Origin of the sequence: Inquilinus ginsengisoli, from assembly GCF_031453975.1 — a bacterium.
Classification (GTDB): domain Bacteria; phylum Pseudomonadota; class Alphaproteobacteria; order DSM-16000; family Inquilinaceae; genus Inquilinus; species Inquilinus ginsengisoli_A.
This window is the reverse complement of the sequence record NZ_JAVDPW010000020.1, coordinates 18469-35650: the sequence shown is the minus strand read 5'-3', so window position 1 is coordinate 35650 and position 17182 is coordinate 18469. Positions and strand designations below refer to the sequence as shown.

Genomic DNA, 17182 nt, shown 5'->3' with positions numbered 1-17182 from the left:
CGATGATCCAGACCCTGCTCGACATCGTGATCCAGGGCACCCTGCTCGGCGGGCTCTACGCCCTGTTCGCCGCCGGGCTGTCGCTGATCTTCGGCGTGATGCGGCTGGTCAACCTGGCCCATGGCGACCTGATCGTGCTGGCCGCCTTCCTGATCCTCGGCCTGACCCGGTGGCTCGGGCTGGACCTGGTGCCGGCGGCGCTGCTGGCCCTGCCGGTGATGTTCGCGGTCGGCTATGTGCTGCAGCGCGGCGTGTTCGACGCGGTGCTGGGCCAGGGCATCCTGCCGCCGCTGCTGACCACCTTCGGCCTGTCGATCATCCTGCAGAACGGCCTGCTGGAGGGCTTCTCGGCCGACAGCCAGCGCCTGGCCGCGGGCGCGCTGGAGACGGCGTCGCTGCCGCTCGGCGGGGGCCTCGCCGTCGGCGTGCTGCCGCTGATCACCTTCGCCGCGGCGGTGCTGGTGATCCTCGGGCTCAACGCCATCTTCTATGCCACGCCGCTGGGCCGCGCCTTCCGCGCCGTATCGGACGACCCGGTGACGGCGCAGCTGATGGGCATCGACCACCGCCGGCTGTTCGGCCTGGCCATGGGCCTGGCCCTGGTGGTCGCCACCATCGCCGCGCTGTTCTTCGGCATCCGCGCCAATTTCGACCCGACCATCGGTCCGGCCCGGCTGATCTTCGCCTTCGAGGCGGTGATCATCGGCGGGCTGGGCAGCCTGTGGGGCACGCTGGCCGGCGGCGTGGTGCTGGGCATCGCCCAGGCGCTGGGCGCCGCGATCGACCCGGAATGGCAGATCCTGGCCGGCCATGTCGCCTTCCTGGCCGTCCTGGTGGTCCGGCCGCGCGGCCTCTTCCCGCGCGCCGGGGATTGAGGAGGGGCATCATGTCGCTGCTGACGCAGGATGCCCCGCTTCCCGCCGCCCCCCGGGCCCGCTGGCGCGTCGCCACCCGGACCCGGCTGTCGACCGTCGCCGGCATCGCCGCGCTGGTGATCGTCGCCGGGCTGGCCGCGCTGCCGCTGGTCGCCGGGCGCGGGCTGCTGCAGGACCTGTTCTTCGTCTTCACCATGCTGGCCCTGGCCCAGTGCTGGAACCTGCTGGCGGGCTATGCCGGGCTGGTCTCGGTCGGGCAGCAGGCCTATGTCGGGCTCGGCGCCTATCTGCTGTTCGGCTTCACCGTCGCCGCCGGCATCGACCCGATCGTGGCGATCCCCTTGGCCGGGCTGGCCGCTGCCGTCATCGCCATCCCCACCGCCTTCGTCGTGTTCCGCCTGCGCGGCGCCTATTTCGCCATCGGCACCTGGGTGGTGGCCGAGGTGTTCCGGCTGGTTGCGGCCCAGGTCAAGGCGCTGGGCGGCGGCACCGGCATGTCACTGCCGCGCGAGGCCACCAATGACAGCTGGGTGGTGCAGGCGACCGCCGAGCTGCTGGGCATCCGCGCCGCCGCCGCCCGCGACGTCGCCAGCTACTGGCTGGCGCTGCTGGTCGCCGCCGGCACCGTCGTCTTCGTCTATGCCCTGCTGCGCTCGCGCCGCGGCCTGGCCCTGGCGGCGATCCGCGACAGCGAGCCCGCGGCCCTGTCGGTCGGGGTCGACGCCTTCCGCACCAAGGTCTGGATCTATCTGGTCGCCGCCTTCGGCACCGGGCTGACCGGGGCGCTGATCTACTTCCAGAAGGCGCGGATCTCGCCCGACGCCGCCTTCTCGGTGCTCGACTGGACCGCCTATGTCCTGTTCATCGTGGTGATCGGCGGCATCGGCACCATCGAGGGCCCGATCGTCGGGGTCATCGTCTTCGCCCTGCTGCAGGCCCAGCTGGCCGATCTCGGCAGCTGGTACCTGATGCTGCTGGGGCTGATCGCCATCCTGGTCATGCGGCTGTTCCCCAAGGGGCTGTGGGGCAGCGTCGCCGACCGCTTCGACCTGCATCTGTTCCCGATCCGTCGCCGCCTGGTGCTGCCCGCGGCCGCAGCGGCGACGCCGTCAGAAAAAGAGCAAGGAGGAACGCCATGATTGAGACCGATGTCCTGATCGTCGGGTCCGGCCCCGCCGGCTCCGCCACCGCGCTGGCGCTGTCGACCTACGGCATCCGCAACATGGTGGTGACCAAGTACCGCTGGCTGGCCGACACGCCGCGCGCCCACATCACCAACCAGCGCACCATGGAGGTGCTGCGCGACCTCGGCATCGAGGACGAGGTCAACCAGAAGCGCGCCCACCAGGACCTGATGGGCAACAACGTGTTCTGCACCTCGCTGGCGGGGGAGGAGATCGGGCGGCTCTATTCCTGGGGCAACCATCCCAACCGGATGGCCGACTACACCCTGGCGTCGCCGACCACGATCTGCGACGTGCCGCAGAACCTGATGGAGCCGATCCTGCTGTCGAACGCGGCGGCGCGCGGGTCGCGGGTGCGCTTCGACACCGAATACCTGTCGCTTGCCCAGGATGCCGACGGCGTCACCGCCACGGTGCGCGACCGGCTGTCGGGCCACGACTACCAGATCCGGGCCAAGTACCTGGTCGGCGCCGATGGCGGCCGGTCGCAGGTGGCGGAGGACATCGGCCTGCCGATGCAGGGCCGCATGGGCGTCGCCGGGTCGATGAACATCGTGTTCGAGGCCGACCTGTCGCGCTACGTCGCCCACCGCCCCAGCGTGCTGTACTGGGTGCTGCAGCCCGGCGCCAACATCGGCGGCATCGGCATGGGGCTGGTGCGCATGGTGCGGCCCTGGACCGAGTGGCTGATCGTCTGGGGCTACGACATCAACCAGCCGCCGCCGGAGATGAGCGACGCGCTGGCGATCGAGGTGGCGCGCAACCTGATCGGCGACCAGACCATCCCGATCAAGGTCAAGTCGCACAGCCTGTGGACGGTCAACCACCTGTTCGCCTTGTCGAACACGGCGGGCCGGGTGTTCTGCATGGGCGACGCGGTGCACCGCCATCCGCCCTCGAACGGCCTGGGGTCCAACACCTCGATCCAGGACGCCTTCAACCTGGCCTGGAAGCTGGCCTATGTGCTGCAGGGCAAGGCCGACCCGTCGCTCTTGGCCAGCTACGATGCCGAACGCTCGCCCATCGCCCGCCAGATCGTCGAGCGCGCCAACAAGTCGATCGAGGAGTTCGGGCCGATCTTCGACAGCCTCGGCCTGCTCTCGACCAGCGATCCCGAGCAGATGAAGCGCAACATGGAGGCGCGCAAGGACGCGACGCCGCAGGCGGCGGCGCAGCGCGAGAAGCTGCGCAAGGCGATCGCCCACAAATCCTATGAGTTCAACTGCCATGGCGTGGAGATGAACCAGCGCTACCGCTCCGCCGCCATCGTGCCGGATGGCACGGACGAGCCGGACTGGGCCCGCGACCGCGAGTTGTACCACCACCCCACCACCTGGCCCGGCGCCCGGCTGCCGCATCTCTGGCTCGAACGCAACGGCCGGCGGCTGTCGACCCTCGACGTCTGCGGCCATGGCCGCTTCACCGTGCTGACCGGCATCGGCGGCGAGGCCTGGGTCGCGGCGGCGCAGGCCATCGCCGCCGAGCATGGGCTGGAGATCGACGCCCATGTCATCGGCCCGGGCCGGGAGCTGACCGACGTGTTCGGCGACTGGGCCGAGATGCGCGAGACGGCGGAGACCGGCTGCGTGCTGGTGCGCCCCGACCACCATGTCGGCTTCCGGGCCCAGGCGGTCTCCGCCTCCGCCCATGCCGATCTCGAGGCCGCGGTGCTGGCCATTCTGGGCCGCGCCGCGGCTGCCCGCCGCATAGCAGCGGCGTGACCGAACGTCATCCTATGACCCGCGTCACCCGGCGCGGCCCGACCCCCGTGCCATGAACCCCCCGACGCACACCCCCGATGTGAGGAGACGGCTGCGATGACAGCCCCGACCCCAGCCCAGCAGATCCCCCTGTCCCCCGAGGACACCGGCTACTTCACCGAGGAGAACTCGGCCGATGTCGTGATCGGCCGGATGAAGACCAAGGATGCGCGCTTCCGCGAGGTGATGGGCGCGGTGATCCGCCACCTGCACGAGCTGGTGAAGGAGGTCGAGCCGACCAACGACGAATGGATGGCGGCGATCCAGTTCCTGACCCGGACCGGCCAGATCAGCACCGACTGGCGCCAGGAATACATCCTGCTGTCGGACACGCTGGGCGTTTCGATGCTGGTCGACGCCATCAACAACCGCAAGCCGTCCGGCGCCACCGAGACCACGGTGCTGGGGCCGTTCTACGTCTCCGACGCGCCGCGCTACGACAACGGCGCGAACATCTGCCTCGACGGCAAGGGCCAGCCGCTGCTGGTGCGCGGCCGGGTGACCGACACCGAGGGCCGGCCGGTCGCGGGCGCCCTGCTCGACGTCTGGCAGACCAATGAGGACGGCTTCTACGACGTGCAGCAGAAGGGCGTGCAGCCCGACATGAACCTGCGCGGCGTGTTCCAGACCGATGCCGACGGCCGCTACTGGTTCCGCTCGGTCAAGCCGCGCTTCTACCCGATCCCCAGCGACGGCCCGGTCGGCCAGCTGCTGGAGCAGATGGGCCGCCACCCCTTCCGCCCGGCCCATATCCACTTCATCGTCGGGGCCGAGGGCTTCGAGCCGATCACCACCCACATCTTCAGCCCGGACTGCCCCTATCTGCACAGCGACGCGGTGTTCGGGGTGAAGGAAAGCCTGATCGCCGACTACCGGCAGGTCGACGACCCGCGTCAGGCGGCCGGACAGGGGCTGCCCAACCCGTTCTGGGCGGTGGACTGCGACTTCGTCCTGGCCCGGCCGGGCGCGCGGCGGGAGGGTTAGCCCGCATTTCTCACCCTCCCTACGCCCTGCGTCGCCTTGCGGCGAGTCGGATGCGGGGGCGGGACGCGAAAAGCGTATGGGGCCATACGGTTGAGCGGCCCGCCCCCGCAGGCGGCCGCCGCAAGACGACCCTTCGGGCCGGTTGAAAATGCCGACAGGGTGCGTCGAACGGCTGGCCCGATGCCACCGCATCGCGCTGCGCCGCTCTCCTGCCCCGTCGGCATTTTCAACCGGCGCAGGACGCAGGGAGGGTGAGAAATGTGGGCTAGCCGCGGAGGTCCCGCGCCCGGCGGCTGCAGCCGCCGCGGCCGGGACTCATCGGGATTTCGCCTGCAGCTCGGCCACCACCTCGGCCAGCTGGTCATAGCCGGAGTCGATGCCTTCCTTCATGCCCAAGCCGACATACTCCTCGCGCATCGCGGCGGAGGCGAACAGCGTGTGTAGGGTCAGGGTGGTGGTCCGGCCGTCCGGCGCCTCGTCCAGGGTGACGGTCATCACCATCTTCGGGGCGTCGGGCTCCTCGAAGCCGTTGTCGAAGACGATGCGCCGGTTCAGCACGATCTCGCGATACTCGCCGCCGAAGGGCGTGTTCTGCTCGCCGCTCGGCCCGGTCATGGCGAAGCGGAAGCGCCCGCCGACGCGGAAGTCGACCTCGCACAGCGTCAGCGGCCAGCCCCGCGGGCCGAACCAGCGGCGCAGATGCTCCGGCCTGCTGTAGGCCTCGAACAGGAAGCGGGCCGGGACGTCGAAGACCCGGGTGACGACGAGCTCGCGGTCGGTGGTGTTCTGGTCAGCCGGCACGGTCCTTCTCCTTCTGCTGCAGATCCTTGGCGACGATGGCGAGCTGGTCGAAGCTCTCCTCCCAGAAGCGGTTGAAGTCGCCCAGCCACCGGGCGGCCCCGGCCAGCGGGCCGGGGTTCAGGCGCACCGGGCGGAACTGGGCGCTGCGGCCGCGCGACACCAGCCCAGCGCCCTCCAGCACCTTCAGATGCTTCGAGATGGTCGGCTGGCTCAGGGCGAAGGGCGCCACCAGCTCGTTGACCGTGGCCTCGCCGCCGGCCAGCCGCGCCAGGATCGCCCGGCGGGTCGGATCGGCGAGGGCGCTGAAGACGCGGTCCAGGGGCTCCATCGACAGCCTCATATATTGCTATATAGCTATGGAGCAATATATGAGGGCGCGACCGACGTCAAGCCGCTCCCGGGCCGGTCACGGCACGGGGGCCGGTCAATGCACGGGAGAAGGCGTCAGGATCAGGATGTTCAGGTCGGTGGTGGGGGTGTAGTCGGACTTGCGCACCTCGAACTTGGTCGGCGAGATCTTCTTCACCCCGTCGGCGCAGAAGCTGACTAGGTTGGCGGCGGCGCCCTTGTCGACCACCAGGCGGAAGTCCTTGATCGGCGCCGCCCAGTTCGCCCCGGTCTTCAGGATGTAGGAGATGTGGTTGGTCCAGAACGGAGCCGATTCCGATTTGGCCGCGGCCTTGGCGCGGTCGACCGCGGCCAGCAGGCCCTTGTCGACGCAGAAGTCGCGCAGGTACTGGGCGAAATCCGGCTCTTCGGCCGGGTCGGTCATGCCGATGCCGGTGCCGGTCATGCCGCCGACGCTGGGCTTGTAGCGGTGTTCGATCACCACCTCGCGCCCGGCGGGGAAGGTCTGCTGGAAGTGATGGGTGGTCTTCAGCGTCCAGGCCGGCAGCAGGCGCTGGTCGGCCTCGTCGATCTCGCCGAGGCCGAGCTTGACGAGCTCGTCCCACTGCGCCCGCGGCAGGGCGGTCAGCCCGTCATACTCGTATGTCGGATACAGCGGCACGCCCAGCTTGCGCAGCAGCGCGGTCTGGTCGACGCCGTTGCCGAAGGCCTTGGCCTCGATTTCGGTCGCCACCGGCTTGCCGTCGGCTTTGGTCGAGAAGTCGAGGAAGTTCTCGCTGCCCTCATGCGGCACGCTGATCATATGGCCGCCATAGTCCAGCGTGATGTCCGGCATCGGGAAGGCGACGGTGGCGGTCTTGTCCTGCGCCGATGTGTTGAAGAAGCGGTAGGCGACCCGGATCTCCTCCATCGAGACGTAGAGGTCCTCGGACCGCATCTCGATGTCGGCGGTCTTGGTGAACACCAGGCCGCCGGTCGCCAGCTCCGCGATCGTATCATTGGCCCGCGCCGCGCCGGCGGCGACGACAAGGCCGGCGGCCAGGCCGAGCGAGAGAAGGGCGTGCGCTTTCAAGGTCGGTCTCCGCGGATCGTCAGGGTTGTGGGGCCATGGTCCCGGCCGGTCACAGGCTGTCGTCGGCCTTCCTGTACAGCTCCCAGCACGCGGTCTTGCGGAACAGGAAGCGCAGCTGCTGGTCGGTGTCGGCGACGGCGAGCGTGACCTCGAACTCGGTGGCGCTCAGCGTCGCGATCCGGGTCTCCAGCCGGTCGTGCTTGCGCTCCGCCGCGGTCGGCAGCACCGGGAAGGCCAGGGCGGCGCCGTCCAGCATGGTGGTGACGGTGCGGGGCTCGGGGTCGGCCGCGGCGTCGATCGTGTCGCTCGCCAGCGGGCGGGCGGTGAAGGCGCGCTGCAGCTCGGCGCTGTCCGCGAAGGCCGCGTAGAACGCCTTGAAGTCCTGCGACGGGCAGGCCGTGGCGGCCTGCGCCACGGCGGGCATCGCACCGGCCAGGGCCAGGATGGCCGCGGCCAGAAGAGCGTGTCGCCGGGCCGCCATCAGCGCAGATCCTGGGTCAGGCGCCAGCAGCCGTCGCGGAACGCGAAGACATAGGCGCCGGGCGGACCGTAGGTCCGCACCAGCTCGTGCTCGCCCCGGAACTCGGCCTTGGTGTAGCCGACCCGCCAGCTGTCCTTGCCGAGGTCGGAGAAGGTCAGCTCCAGATCCTCGAAGCTCTGGCTCTTGCCGGCCTCGACCCGGGCGGCGGAGTCGGCGTCGACCCAGGAATAGTCGACCATCGCGATCTTGAAGTCGCGATAGTCCTGGCCCGCGACGGTGGCGACGAGCTGGTGGGGGGCGGCCAGCTTGCGGATCTCGACCTGGGGCCCGACATGGGCGGCGAACACCGCCGGGTTCTGCGCGAAATGCCCGAAGAAGCCGGTGAAGTCCTTCGCCTTGCAGGCCTCCGCCGCCCAGGTCAGGATCTCGGAATCGGGCACCCGGTCGGCCTCCTGCGACCAGGCCGGCTGGGCCAGGCCGAGCGACAGCAGCAGGGCCGTGGCGAGGCCCCGCATCACTCGGCTTCCCAGCTCTTGACCGGTTCCCAGCCCTGGATCGCCAGATCCTCGCGGCCGGGCACGTTCCAGCCCTCGTAGTCGCCATAGGTGGTGACCGCGGCCTTCTCGCCGGTCGCCTTGTTCTCGAAGCGCATCAGGCAGTTGCCGCTGCCGCAGCTCTCGATCTCGGTCAGCTGCTGGCAGATGTTGCCCTGGGTCGGCGCGTTGCGGCCGTAGACATCCAGCGAGCATCTGGCATTGACCACCGGGGTCCAGCCGGCCGCCAGCGCCGCCTTGCGGAATTCGGCATAGGTCTTGGCGCCCTTGATCAGGCGCTCCATCGAGGCGCCGGCCGGTGCCGCCGCGCCGGTCTGGGCCAGAGCTGGCAGAGCGGCCGAGCCGAGGACACAGGCCAGCGCGGCGACCCGCAGGGCCGTAGCCCCGGTCCACCATCCGATCTTCATTGCTCCACCCCTTCTCGTCGGGGGGCGGTCCCCCCGCTTTGGATCGCCACCCCCGGCGGGCCTCGCCGGGGGTGGCGTCGCAGACAACTCAAATCACAGCTTCGCACATTCATTCCTGAATGCGGCGGCAAGTGGGCGCAAAAACAATGTTCCTGTGATCGCGGGTGCGGCGTCGTCCCGCCTCAGCCCCGGCCGGCCGCGATGCCCAGCAGCCCCGCCAGCCCGGCGAAATCCGGCACCACGCCATCGGCGTCCAGCGTCGAGGCGTCGCCATAGCCGAAGGGCACTACCAGCACCCGCACGCCCGCCGCCCGCGCCGTCTCGACGTCGACCGCGTGGTTGCCGACATAGGCGGTGTCGCCGGGCGTCGCGCCGAGGGCGGCGATGCAGGCCAGCAGCGGCGCGGGGTCGGGCTTCATGCCGTGGCCGCTGTCGCCGCCGACCAGCACCCGGACATGCGGGGCGAAGCCCAGCGCGTCCAGCACCGCCCGGGCCATCGCCTCGGCCTTGTTGGTGCAGACCCCGACCGCCACCCCGGCCGCCGCCAGCCCGGCCACCGCCGCGACCGCGCCGGGATAGGCGGTGGTCCGCGCCGCCGGCACCTCGGCATAGCGGTCGAGGAAGCCGCGGGTCATCCAGCCGGCCTCGCCGGGGTCGGCGGCGCGCAGCCGCAGCGCCCCGCGCAGCAGGCCGGGCGCGCCATGCCCCATCAGGCTGCGCACCTCGGCCTCGGACAGCGGGTCCAGCCGGGCTTCGCGCATCACCGGGGCCAGGGCGGCGGTGACATCGGCGACGCTGTCGACCAGCGTGCCGTCGAGATCGAACACCACCGCGCGTGGCCAGGCTGCCGTCATGGTTCCGCCCCTGTCGTCATCATGGGTAAGGTCCCACGATAGACGGGAACGGCCGGGTCGGGCAGCCCGAACCCGGCCGTCCCACCGCGACAGATGGTCAGGCGCTGAAGGTGTACTGGTCGCTGTAGTCGTCGCCGGTCAGGTTCGGATAGACCGGCACCGCCGGCGAGGTCCCGAACATGTTGGTGACGCGGATGTCGACCGTGCCGTAGCCGGCAGGCGACACCGCGGTGATGCTGGACCCGTCGCTGGCGACGGTCTGCGACGCCGCCGGGGCGATGCCGAAATCGACCACGCAGTCGGCGGTGAAGGTCGTACCGGAGGGCGGCGTGATCGTTACCGAGGTGCCGCCGGCGATGGTGCCGCTGGCCGGGCTGACCGCGGCGACGACCGGGGCCGAGGAGGTGATGGTCGGGGCGCCCAGCAGCGTCAGATAGGTGTTGCCGCCATGCTGGAAGCCGACCTGCAGTTCGAACTGCTGCAGCGAGTTGGTCACGGCCGGGGGGTAGGGGGTCAGGAACAGCGGCGACGACCCGCCGTTCAGCGCCGCCTGCTGGGTCGGCTGGACATAGGTGTTGCCGTTGGTCTCCTTCGCCACCGTGTCGATCAGGATGCCCACCTCGTTCAGCGGCTCGGCGGTCGGCCCCGGCCCGGCCGGATTGCTGCTCGATCCGGGATAGAAGGGATGGGTGATGAAGCCCCCGGGGAGGGAGGCCAGCGTCGCCCAGGCGTTCGGTACCAGGTCGTATTTGTTGTAGGTGCAGACGGCGCCGGGGAACTGGCTGTCGAACCAGGCGGCGAAATTGGCGTCGCCGGCGGTCGGGGCGGCGAAGGTGTAGGGCAGGATGCTGGTGATCGACAGCGTGCCGGCCGAGACCAGCTGCTGCAGGAACAGCGCGACCGTGGTCGCCATCGCTCCGCCCAGGCTGTGGCCGACGACGTACAGGGTGTAGGGCGCGCTGCTCTGCAGCTGCGACACCAGGTCGGTGCCCATCACGATGTCGGTGAACGCCGCCATGGCGCCCTGGGAGATGTTGCCGACCGACCCGCTGGTCGGGGTGCCGCCGGCGGCGAAGGGCAGCATCAGCCCGACCTGCATGTCCTGCGCCGTGTCGATCGGGTTGCCCATCACGGTGCCGCGCAGGATCAGGGCATAGGTCGAGTTGCCGTCGCTGTCGTTCGGCCCCTGGGCGATGTAGGCCAGGTTGGCGCCGCTCTGGGTCAGCCCGACCCAGGTCAGGCTCCAATTGCCCTGGGTGGCCAGGTCGGTCAGCGCCAGCTGGGCGGTGATGCCCTGGCCGATCCGGGCCGCCTGCTGCGCCGGCGTCTCGCCCGACGGCCGCGCCGTCGCGCCGTCCGCGGTGAAGGCGGCCAGCGTCATCATGATCTGCGTGTCGGTATAGGTTGCCATCTCGAAAATCCTTTCGATCAAAATAAATCAAATAATCCGTAAAATCTTTTATATGAATAATATGATATGCAGATATCAATATTGGCGACTGAAGTCGCCGGCACAATAAAGCCTATCTTCGAGAAGGATGCAATAACCCGATACTGCAGGCCGGCGATGGGAAATAGGTCCCGACTGCTTGGGTCGACTCTCCGAGAGGCGTTATCGCGAGCCCGCAGCGGCGTGGCACGGGCCCCCCCACCGGCCGACGCCGGCAGGGAAGCCCGCCCTGCTCAATTCACCGAACGATCGGTCAATCGCTCCAGAACGAGGTGCGGGTCACGCGCACCTTGCCGGACTCGATGTCCGTGACGTTGATCACGGGGAAGCCGACCGTCGCGGTGGCGCTGGCCTTCCAGGCGTCGACGATCATGTCGCGCAGCTCCGCAGCACCCGCCGCCACGCGCTGGGTCACGAAGGCGACCGCCTGCGGATTCGGCGTGGTGTAGTTGGCGCTGCCCGGCGCCAGGCGGTAGGTCTGGTCGATCGTGGCCAGCGTCGTCGCCAGGTAGTCATGCACCCGCTGCTCGATCTGGCAGCCGCAGTCGCGATAGCGCGGCAGGGCGGCGCGGATGGCGCGCTCGGTCACGAAGCTCTTGACGAAGGCGCCCTCGAACGGCGCGTGGATCGGCGCCGTGGTGTAGTTGTTCGGGTTGGGATAGTTGCCCCAGCCGTTGAAATGCACCGAGACATGCATCGGCTGGCTGCCGTCGGCCACGTAATGGCCCCACACCCCGATGTCGCGCAGCAGCAGCTTGCGGCGCAGCGCCAGCTGCTCCACGAAGAAGTCGCGGTCGGCGCGGTTCGAGGCGGTGCGCAGCCCCACGGTGAAGGCGCGGATATAGGCGAAGTCCTTCCGCACCTGCTGCCAGCCATCGACCATGCTGTAGTAGAGGTAGCCGGTGCCGTACTGGGTCTGGCCCCCGGCGCGCAGCGCGGTGTCGAAGTCGCGGCGCGACCCCGGCATGGTGGCGAACGGCACGATGCCGAACACCAGCCCGGCATCGTCGATGTCGATGAAATGGCCCGGGTCGCGCTCGAAATCGTGGATCGAGCCGGCGCCCTTGGAGACGTCCAGCTCGGCGTTCCATTCGGCGATCGCGGTCTCGGCGTCATCCGACCAGCGGTCGGTGCGCAGGATGGATTTGATGGTGTCGGGCAGGGCCTCGGCGGCGATTTCGCCGATCTCGACATGGCCGGTGTGGCCCCAGGCCCAGGCCCGTTCCGCGGTGAAGGTTCCGGCCAGGATCAGGGCCGAAAGCCAGCCGATGGCGCGGCCCGCGCGCTGCGTCTTGGTGCGTTCCATTCTGTCCCCCAGGTTGATTCGAGAGATTCCCCCTCGGGAAGTATCGGGGGAATCCAGAACGCTTCGTAGCAGCTTTCCGATGACGGTTCGGTGACAGATCCGAAGTCGTGATAGCCGGAAACACCCGGAGTCGTGCCGGTCAAATCTCGGAAATTTGAGATAAAGTCTATTTTGGTCGGAGATAGCCAGGCACGAAGACAACTTATGGATATGTATTTCTTCGCTGTGTTCTATTTTAAACTGTCATGTGCGGTATCCGGGGCCGGAGGCGTGGACGGGCCTGAGCCACCCCCTCACCCGAAATCGCAGGATTTCCGGGTGAGGGGGTGCCCCGGCCTATCCCCTGCGACCGTATGCGGCCTCAGGCCGCCACGGGCCTTGCGCTCATGGTCAGGAGGTCGTAGCGGGCGACGGTCTCGTCGTCCTGGTTGAACACCTCGACGTCCCAGCGCACCTCGCCGTATTCCGGCTTGCGTGCCGCGGTCTTGCGCTTGACCGTCAGCCGCACCCGGATCGAATCCCCCGGCGACACCGGCTTCAGGAAGCGCAGATCGTCCAGGCCGTAATTGGCCAGCAGCGGCCCGGGCGCCGGGTCGACGAACAGGCCGGCGGCGAAGGACAGGATCAGATAGCCATGCGCCACCCGGCCGGGGAAGAACGGGTTCGCCTTGGCCGCCGCCTCGTCCATATGGGCGTAGAAGGCGTCGCCGGTGAAACCGGCGAAATGCTCGATGTCGGCGATGGTGATGGTGCGCGATGCCGTCTCCACCGTTTCGCCGACCTGGATCTCGTCGTAGTTGCGGCGGAACGGGTGGGTGGCCGGCACCGGCGCCGGGGCGCCCTTGATCCAGCCGCGGGTCAGCGCCGCCAGCCGAGCCGGCGACCCCTGCAGGGCGGTGCGCTGCAGATAGTGGTGCACGCCGCGGATGCCGCCCAGCTCCTCGCCGCCGCCGGCGCGGCCGGGGCCGCCATGCACGAGGCCCGGCAGGGGCGAGCCGTGGCCGGTCGATTCCTTGGCGCAGTCGCGGTCCAGCACCAGCAGCCTTCCATGGAACGGCGCCAGGCCGAACACCAGCGCGTCGGCCACCGCGTCGTCATGGGTGTAGATCGACGCCACCAGGCTGCCCTCGCCGCGGCCGACCAGCTCGACCGCCTGGTCCAGCCCGTCATAGGCGATCACCGTCGCCACGGGGCCGAAGGCCTCGACACTATGCACCTTGCGGGCGCGGGCGGGGTCGGTGCAGCGCAGCAGCACCGGGGCCAGGAAGGCGCCGCCGGGGGCGCCGTAGTTTGCCGACCCTGGCGCCGGGTCGCCGACCACGATCTCGGCCTCGGTGGCCAGTTCGGCGATGGCGGCGCGGACGTCCTCGCGCTGGGCGGTGCTGACCAGCGGGCCCATCCGCACGCTCTCCTGCCGCGGGTCGCCGATCTCCAGGCCCGACAGCCGCTTGCCCAGGGCCGCGATGACGTCGTTCTCCAGCGCCCGGGGCACCAGCACGCGGCGGATGGCGGTGCATTTCTGCCCGGCCTTGGCCGTCATCTCGCGCACCACCTCCCTGACGAACAGGTCGAACTCCGGCGTGTCGGGCGTCGCATCCGGGCCCAGCACCGCGGCGTTCAGCGAATCCCGCTCGGCCACGAAACGCACGGCGTTGCGCGAGATCGCCGGGTGGTTGCGCAGCTTTTCCGAGGTCGCGATCGACCCGGTGAAGGCGACCAGGTCCTGCCCGGTCAGATGGTCCAGCAGGTCGCCGGTGCCGCCGGCGATGAACTGCAGGCTGCCCTCGGGCAGGATCCCCGATTCGGTGATCAGCCTGACCAGCGCCTCGGCGACATAGGCGGTGGCCGAGGCCGGCTTGGTGATCACCGGCACCCCGGCCAGGATCGCCGGCGCCAGCTTCTCCAGCATGCCCCAGCACGGGAAGTTGAAGGCGTTGATGTGGACGGCCACGCCGGTCAGCGGCGTCAGCACATGCAGGCCGACGAAGCTGCCGCCCTTGGACAGCGGCTCGACCCCGCCCTCGACCACGAAGCGCTCGCTCGGCAGCTCGCGCCGGCCGCGCGAGGCATAGGCGAACAGCGTGCCCAGGCCGCCGTCGATGTCGATCAAATTGTCGCGCCGGGTCGCCCCGGTGTCGGCGGCCAGGGCGTAGAGCGGCTCCTTGCGCTCGGACAGGTACAGCGCCAGCGCCTTCAAGAGGTCGGCGCGCTGGTGGAAGGTCAGGCGGCGCAGCGCCGGGCCGCCGACCGTGCGGGCGTGGCGCACCATGCTTCCGAAGTCCAGGCCGCGGCTGGACAGCCGGGCCACCACCCGGCCGTCGATGGCACTGGCGATATCGGCCAGCCCCTCGCTCGGCGCGGTCCAGCGGTCCACGGCATAGTTCTGCAGGATGGCGGTCATGGCGTCCTCCCGATGGCCCGGCGACAGTCCGCGTTGGCGATTGACAAGCCGGGTCCCGGCCCTAAGAATTAACCGATCGATCGTTCAATTCAAGAGGCTCGGATAGGGCCCGACCAGAGGAGGATACCTTGGAGCCAACGGTTCTGGTCGACCGCCGCGACGGCTGGCGCGTGCTGACGCTCAACCGGCCAGACCGGCTGAACGCCTTCACCGAGGAGATGCACCGCGCCTTGGCCGCGGCGCTGGCCGAGATCGAGGCCGATGCCGGCTGCCGCGCCGTGCTGCTGACCGGCGCCGGCCGCGGCTTCTGCGCCGGACAGGATTTGAACGACCGCGCCACCAGCGGCCAGGCGCCGGATCTCGGCGCCACGCTGGACGGGCTGTACAACCCGCTGATCCGCCGCCTGCGGGCCCTGCCGAAGCCGGTGGTCTGCGCCGTCAACGGCGTCGCCGCCGGGGCCGGGGCCAACATCGCCCTGGCCTGCGACATCGTCCTCGCCGCCCGCTCGGCCAAGTTCATCCAGTCCTTCGCCAGGATCGGGCTGGTGCCCGATTCCGGCGGCACCCACGCCCTGCCGCGGCTGGTCGGCGCCGCCCGCGCCCGTGGCTTGGCGCTCTTGGCCGAACCTTTGCCGGCCGATAAAGCGGCGGACTGGGGCCTGATCTGGAAGGCGGTCGACGACGCCGATCTGATGGCGGAGGCCGCGGCGCTGACTGCCCATCTCGCGACCCAGCCGACCCACGGCCTGGCGCTGATCAAGCAGGCGCTCGACGCCTCTTCCGGCAACAGCCTGGACCAGCAGCTCGACCTCGAGCGCGACCTGCAGCGCGGGGCGGGGCAGACCGCGGATTATGCCGAAGGCGTCCGCGCCTTCATCGAGAAGCGGCCGGCCAAGTTCACGGGGCAGGCGTGATGAAGGCGACCACGGGGGCGGAGGCTGAGGCGGTGGCAAAGGCCGCGGCCGAAGCGATGTGGCGGGACGACAGCGCCAGCCGCGACCTCGGCATGGAGATCCTCGAGGTCGGTCCCGGCCGGGCGCGGCTGGCGATGACCCTGCGCCCGGGCATGACCAACGGCCACGGCACCGCCCATGGCGGCTTCATCTTCACCCTGGCGGATTCGGCCTTCGCCTTCGCCTGCAACTCCTACGGCGACCGCACCGTGGCCGCCCATTGCAGCATCACCTTCCTGCGGCCGGGCACGCTGGGCGACCGGCTGGTGGCGACGGCGCGGGAGGTGTCGCGGTCCGGCCGCTCGGGCCTCTACGACGTCAGCGTCGCGGTCGGCGAGACGGTGATCGCGGAGTTCCGCGGCCATTCCCGGACGGTCGGCGGATCCTTCATCGACCGGCCCGCTGAAGGCTGAGCACAGGGAGGGGACGATGGCGACGATCCCAGGGCTCGACGACGCCGAACGGGCGTCGCGCGACGAGATCATGGCGCTGCAGCGCCAGCGCCTGGCCTGGTCGCTGCGCCACGCCTACGACAACGTCCCGCATTACCGCCGGTCCTTCGACGCGGCCGGGGTGCATCCGTCCGATTTCCGGGACCTGTCCGACCTCGCCAGGTTCCCGTTCACGGTGAAGCAGGACCTGCGCGACAACTACCCCTTCGGCCTGTTCGCGGTGCCGCGCGAGCGGCTGGCCCGCATCCACGGCTCCTCCGGCACCACCGGCAAGCCGATCGTGGTCGGGTACACCCAGGCCGATCTCGACATGTGGGCGACGGTGATGGCGCGGTCGATCCGCGCCGCGGGCGGCCGGCCGGGCATGATGGTGCATGTCGCCTATGGCTACGGCCTGTTCACCGGGGGCCTGGGCGCCCATTACGGGGCGGAACGGCTGGGCTGCACCGTGGTGCCGATGTCGGGCGGCATGACCGAGCGCCAGGTCCAGCTGATCACCGATTTCCGGCCCGACATCATCATGGTGACGCCGAGCTACCTGCTGGCGATCCTTGACGGCTTCCGCGCCCAGGGGCTGGACCCGCGCGACAGCTCGCTGCGCTTCGGCATCTTCGGGGCGGAGCCCTGGACCAACGCCATGCGCCAGGAGATCGAACAGGCCTTCGCCCTTGATGCCACCGACATCTACGGCCTGTCGGAGGTGATCGGCCCCGGCGTCGCCCAGGAATGCGTCGAGACCAAGGACGGGTTGCACATCTGGGAGGACCATTTCCTGCCGGAGGTGATCGACCCGGTCACCGGTAAGGGGCTGCCGGATGGCGAGATCGGCGAGCTGGTCTTCACCTCGCTGACCAAGGAGGCGTTCCCGATCATCCGCTACCGCACCCGCGACCTGACCCGCCTGCTGCCCGGCACGGCCCGGCCCGGCATGCGGCGGATGGAGAAGGTGACGGGCCGGTCCGACGACATGATCATCCTGCGCGGCGTCAACGTCTTCCCGACCCAGATCGAGGAGACGCTCTTGGCCTGCGACTGGTGCGGCGGCCATTTCCTGATCGAGCTCAGTCGCCCGGGGCGACTGGATGAGATGACGGTGCTGGCCGAGGCGCGGGCAGAGGCCTGGGACGGGTCGGGCCTGGCTGTCCATGCCGAGCGGCTGACGGCGCGGATCAAGGACACGATCGGGGTTTCGGCGCGGGTGGTGATCCAGGCCCCGGGGTCGATCGAACGCTCCGCCGGCAAGGCCAAGCGGGTGATCGACAAGCGGCCGAAGGGGTAGCGGGACCGGTTTCCTCGCTGG

At 69.8% G+C, this 17182-nt stretch carries 17 protein-coding genes; 7 read left to right on the top strand and 10 right to left on the bottom strand.

Annotated features, from left to right (window positions below):
* The first annotated feature begins 2 nt into the window (after positions 1–2).
* From E9232_RS34890 to E9232_RS34875, 4 genes are all read left to right on the top strand, one after another.
* Positions 3–875, top strand: a complete 873-nt coding sequence (locus tag E9232_RS34890) for a branched-chain amino acid ABC transporter permease (RefSeq protein ID WP_309802023.1) — start codon at positions 3–5, stop codon at positions 873–875.
* A gap of 11 nt (positions 876–886) precedes the next feature.
* Positions 887–2014, top strand: coding sequence for a branched-chain amino acid ABC transporter permease (locus E9232_RS34885; protein ID WP_309802021.1), 1128 nt, complete (start codon positions 887–889; stop codon positions 2012–2014).
* Positions 2011–3780, top strand: a complete 1770-nt coding sequence (locus E9232_RS34880) for an FAD-dependent oxidoreductase (RefSeq protein WP_309802020.1) — start codon at positions 2011–2013, stop codon at positions 3778–3780. The genes E9232_RS34885 and E9232_RS34880 overlap by 4 nt, the downstream gene beginning before the upstream one ends.
* Positions 3781–3876: 96 nt before the next feature.
* Complete coding sequence (locus E9232_RS34875) at positions 3877–4803, top strand: intradiol ring-cleavage dioxygenase (RefSeq protein ID WP_309802019.1); 927 nt, start codon at positions 3877–3879, stop codon at positions 4801–4803.
* Positions 4804–5118: 315 nt separating this feature from the next.
* Here E9232_RS34875 and E9232_RS34870 read toward each other — a convergent pair whose 3' ends face one another.
* The 10 genes from E9232_RS34870 to paaZ form a co-directional block, all read right to left on the bottom strand.
* Positions 5119–5604 carry an SRPBCC domain-containing protein gene (locus E9232_RS34870; RefSeq protein ID WP_309802017.1) on the bottom strand — a complete coding sequence of 162 codons (486 nt, stop codon included), beginning with the start codon at positions 5602–5604 and terminating at the stop codon, positions 5119–5121.
* Positions 5594–5932: an ArsR/SmtB family transcription factor gene (locus E9232_RS34865; RefSeq protein ID WP_309802015.1), complete on the bottom strand. Its 339-nt coding sequence runs from the start codon at positions 5930–5932 to the stop codon at positions 5594–5596. Before E9232_RS34865 ends, E9232_RS34870 begins: the two co-directional genes overlap by 11 nt.
* A gap of 96 nt (positions 5933–6028) precedes the next feature.
* Positions 6029–7024 carry a DUF4424 domain-containing protein gene (locus tag E9232_RS34860; RefSeq protein WP_309802013.1) on the bottom strand — a complete coding sequence of 332 codons (996 nt, stop codon included), beginning with the start codon at positions 7022–7024 and terminating at the stop codon, positions 6029–6031.
* A gap of 49 nt (positions 7025–7073) precedes the next feature.
* On the bottom strand, positions 7074–7505 hold the full coding sequence (locus E9232_RS34855; protein WP_309802011.1) for a hypothetical protein: 432 nt from the start codon (positions 7503–7505) through the stop codon (positions 7074–7076).
* A complete protein-coding gene (locus tag E9232_RS34850; RefSeq protein ID WP_309802010.1) occupies positions 7505–8020 on the bottom strand; it encodes a hypothetical protein in 516 nt (171 codons plus the stop codon). The genes E9232_RS34855 and E9232_RS34850 overlap by 1 nt, the downstream gene beginning before the upstream one ends.
* Positions 8020–8466 (bottom strand): hypothetical protein, encoded by a 447-nt coding sequence (locus E9232_RS34845; protein ID WP_309802009.1) that lies wholly within the window; start codon positions 8464–8466, stop codon positions 8020–8022. The genes E9232_RS34850 and E9232_RS34845 overlap by 1 nt, the downstream gene beginning before the upstream one ends.
* Before the next feature lie 182 nt (positions 8467–8648).
* A complete protein-coding gene (locus E9232_RS34840; protein ID WP_309802008.1) occupies positions 8649–9320 on the bottom strand; it encodes an HAD hydrolase-like protein in 672 nt (223 codons plus the stop codon).
* 97 nt (positions 9321–9417) lie between these two features.
* Positions 9418–10731: a lipase family protein gene (locus tag E9232_RS34835; protein WP_309802007.1), complete on the bottom strand. Its 1314-nt coding sequence runs from the start codon at positions 10729–10731 to the stop codon at positions 9418–9420.
* Between the two features lie 292 nt (positions 10732–11023).
* Entirely contained in the window at positions 11024–12076 is a 1053-nt protein-coding gene (locus tag E9232_RS34830; protein WP_309802006.1) for a hypothetical protein, read from the bottom strand.
* A gap of 361 nt (positions 12077–12437) precedes the next feature.
* Positions 12438–14477: a phenylacetic acid degradation bifunctional protein PaaZ gene (gene paaZ / locus E9232_RS34825; RefSeq protein WP_309802005.1), complete on the bottom strand. Its 2040-nt coding sequence runs from the start codon at positions 14475–14477 to the stop codon at positions 12438–12440.
* A gap of 128 nt (positions 14478–14605) precedes the next feature.
* Here paaZ and paaG point away from each other — a divergent pair, with 128 nt between their 5' ends.
* The 3 genes from paaG to paaK are packed head-to-tail and all read left to right on the top strand — an operon-like array spanning position 14606 to position 17161.
* The gene (paaG, locus tag E9232_RS34820; RefSeq protein WP_309802004.1) at positions 14606–15391 is read left to right on the top strand and encodes a 2-(1,2-epoxy-1,2-dihydrophenyl)acetyl-CoA isomerase PaaG; all 786 of its coding nucleotides are present in this window, start codon (positions 14606–14608) and stop codon (positions 15389–15391) included.
* The gene (paaI, locus tag E9232_RS34815; RefSeq protein WP_309802003.1) at positions 15391–15843 is read left to right on the top strand and encodes a hydroxyphenylacetyl-CoA thioesterase PaaI; all 453 of its coding nucleotides are present in this window, start codon (positions 15391–15393) and stop codon (positions 15841–15843) included. Before paaG ends, paaI begins: the two co-directional genes overlap by 1 nt.
* A gap of 16 nt (positions 15844–15859) precedes the next feature.
* Positions 15860–17161 carry a phenylacetate--CoA ligase PaaK gene (paaK, locus tag E9232_RS34810; RefSeq protein ID WP_309802002.1) on the top strand — a complete coding sequence of 434 codons (1302 nt, stop codon included), beginning with the start codon at positions 15860–15862 and terminating at the stop codon, positions 17159–17161.
* The last annotated feature ends 21 nt before the right edge of the window (positions 17162–17182 follow it).

What these genes read in the sequence shown, in the direction of transcription:
- E9232_RS34890 (WP_309802023.1), top strand. Translation starts at nt 3, where the DNA reads ATGATCCAGACCCTGCTCGACATCGTGATCCAGGGCACCCTGCTCGGC.
- E9232_RS34885 (WP_309802021.1), top strand. Translation starts at nt 887, where the DNA reads ATGTCGCTGCTGACGCAGGATGCCCCGCTTCCCGCCGCCCCCCGGGCC.
- E9232_RS34880 (WP_309802020.1), top strand. Translation starts at nt 2,011, where the DNA reads ATGATTGAGACCGATGTCCTGATCGTCGGGTCCGGCCCCGCCGGCTCC.
- E9232_RS34875 (WP_309802019.1), top strand. Translation starts at nt 3,877, where the DNA reads ATGACAGCCCCGACCCCAGCCCAGCAGATCCCCCTGTCCCCCGAGGAC.
- E9232_RS34865 (WP_309802015.1), bottom strand. Translation starts at nt 5,932, where the DNA reads ATGGAGCCCCTGGACCGCGTCTTCAGCGCCCTCGCCGATCCGACCCGC.
- E9232_RS34855 (WP_309802011.1), bottom strand. Translation starts at nt 7,505, where the DNA reads ATGGCGGCCCGGCGACACGCTCTTCTGGCCGCGGCCATCCTGGCCCTG.
- E9232_RS34850 (WP_309802010.1), bottom strand. Translation starts at nt 8,020, where the DNA reads ATGCGGGGCCTCGCCACGGCCCTGCTGCTGTCGCTCGGCCTGGCCCAG.
- E9232_RS34845 (WP_309802009.1), bottom strand. Translation starts at nt 8,466, where the DNA reads ATGAAGATCGGATGGTGGACCGGGGCTACGGCCCTGCGGGTCGCCGCG.
- E9232_RS34840 (WP_309802008.1), bottom strand. Translation starts at nt 9,320, where the DNA reads ATGACGGCAGCCTGGCCACGCGCGGTGGTGTTCGATCTCGACGGCACG.
- E9232_RS34835 (WP_309802007.1), bottom strand. Translation starts at nt 10,731, where the DNA reads ATGGCAACCTATACCGACACGCAGATCATGATGACGCTGGCCGCCTTC.
- E9232_RS34830 (WP_309802006.1), bottom strand. Translation starts at nt 12,076, where the DNA reads ATGGAACGCACCAAGACGCAGCGCGCGGGCCGCGCCATCGGCTGGCTT.
- paaZ (WP_309802005.1), bottom strand. Translation starts at nt 14,477, where the DNA reads ATGACCGCCATCCTGCAGAACTATGCCGTGGACCGCTGGACCGCGCCG.
- paaI (WP_309802003.1), top strand. Translation starts at nt 15,391, where the DNA reads ATGAAGGCGACCACGGGGGCGGAGGCTGAGGCGGTGGCAAAGGCCGCG.
- paaK (WP_309802002.1), top strand. Translation starts at nt 15,860, where the DNA reads ATGGCGACGATCCCAGGGCTCGACGACGCCGAACGGGCGTCGCGCGAC.